This is a genomic window from Streptomyces sp. NPDC046465, assembly GCF_040646035.1.
GTDB lineage: Bacteria > Actinomycetota > Actinomycetes > Streptomycetales > Streptomycetaceae > Streptomyces.
On the sequence record NZ_JBEYZK010000089.1, the window covers coordinates 1 to 1,436 of the forward strand.

A 1,436-nucleotide genomic window follows, 5' to 3' on the forward strand; every position below is an offset into this window, starting at 1 on the left:
CCTTCGGCCGCCTCTACGACCAGTACAGCGACATTGCTTTAGTCATTAAAATTTCGTTCTTCATTTTTATTCTGATCATAGTAATTATCGTAAGCAGAAATTTGTTTTTGAGTAATCATCCCTGCACTGAGCAATTCTGACAGACTCGGCTTCTCATCATCATGATCTAATTCATAAAGTTGAGCTTGACTTTCTACTACTTTGACAACTGCCGCTTCTCCAGTTTTTTGAACTTGTGATTTTTCTTTAACGCAAATTGCAAGTCCAAGTTAGCCAGCCAAGCTCATCTCATATGAACTCTTATAGTTGAACATTTTTCTTGGATAATGGTTCATCCAATACTCGATAGCGGCGACTTCTTCAGGGGTCGTCTTTGTTGTGCCTTTTGGCAGATGCCTACGAATCATTCGGTTATGGTTTTCATTCGTCCCTCGCTCAAAGCTCGCGTAGGCGTGTGCATAGTAAACTGGACAGCTTACGACCTCAGAGAGCCTTGCAAATTCATGGCCATTGTCAGGGGTAATGGATTTGAAGTCATAACTTTTTTGAAGTTCCACCAGCTCATCATTGACCGCCTGTGCTGTTTTCCCATCAATCAAGCGAATGATCTCCGTGCGGTATTTTCGCTCTGTGAGCGTCAAAAGCACCTTGTTCTTAGCTCTCGTAAGAATGACCGTGTCAATCTCGTAATGCCCCACTTCTAAGCGATTGTTAATGAACTCAGGCCGTTCTTCAATAGACTTGCCAAAAGGATGCTTTGGCGCACGAGGTTTGATTTTCTTTGCCGCCTTATACTGCGGATAGAAAAGATGATGACGCTTGGCTTCTAACCAGCCCCAGTTGACCCAATTGTAGAGGCTGCTCAGAGAAACTCCTTTTAGAGCCTGATGAATGACTTCCAAAGAGTCCTTGTCTTCTTTAAGACGTGTACTCACATAACAATCAATCTCAGTCGTGAGTTTACTCGGACGAACACTGTGAGCCCTCAATCCTTCATAATTTTCTTGAGCCTTTTTAGCAGAGTATTTTACCTTCCGCTTGAGCTGGATTTCCCCTCGCTTCATCTCTCTGTCAATCGTCCCATGAGCTTTATTCAATAAGCGCGCAATCTCACGGTTGCTCAGTCCTTCTTTATTGTGCCAACGTTCAATGTTTAAACGGTCTTGATTGGTCAGGTGTTTCCCTTTGCTCTGGCTTGTGATAGAATAGTCTTGCATCTGAATTTCCTTTTTATACTATTTGGTCGAACTTCTAGTATAAGAGATTCAGATGTTTTTTGCTTGACTCAAGGTGGCTAACTTCATTTTACAATTTGCGGTTATAATTAGAAGTATGATGTGAACGGAGACGCGTCACTACGCGCACGTCGACTGCCCCGGGCACGCGGACTACATCAAGAACATGATCACGGGTGCCGCGCAGATGGACGGCGCGAT

General features: G+C 43.7%; 1 protein-coding gene and 1 pseudogene. One reads left to right on the top strand and one right to left on the bottom strand.

Going from position 1 to position 1,436, the window contains the following annotated elements:
• Nucleotides 1–269 precede the first annotated feature (269 nt).
• On the bottom strand, nt 270–1,217 hold the full coding sequence (locus ABZ953_RS39380) for an IS30 family transposase (protein ID WP_003130410.1): 948 nt from the start codon (nt 1,215–1,217) through the stop codon (nt 270–272).
• A 124-nt stretch (nt 1,218–1,341) separates the two neighbouring features.
• Here ABZ953_RS39380 and ABZ953_RS39385 point away from each other — a divergent pair.
• Nucleotides 1,342–1,436: pseudogene (locus tag ABZ953_RS39385) on the top strand (GTP-binding protein); the annotation flags it as partial.

Bases quoted from the DNA above. Each gene is read 5' to 3' on its own strand.
- ABZ953_RS39380 (WP_003130410.1), bottom strand. From the start codon at position 1,217: ATGCAAGACTATTCTATCACAAGCCAGAGCAAAGGGAAACACCTGACC.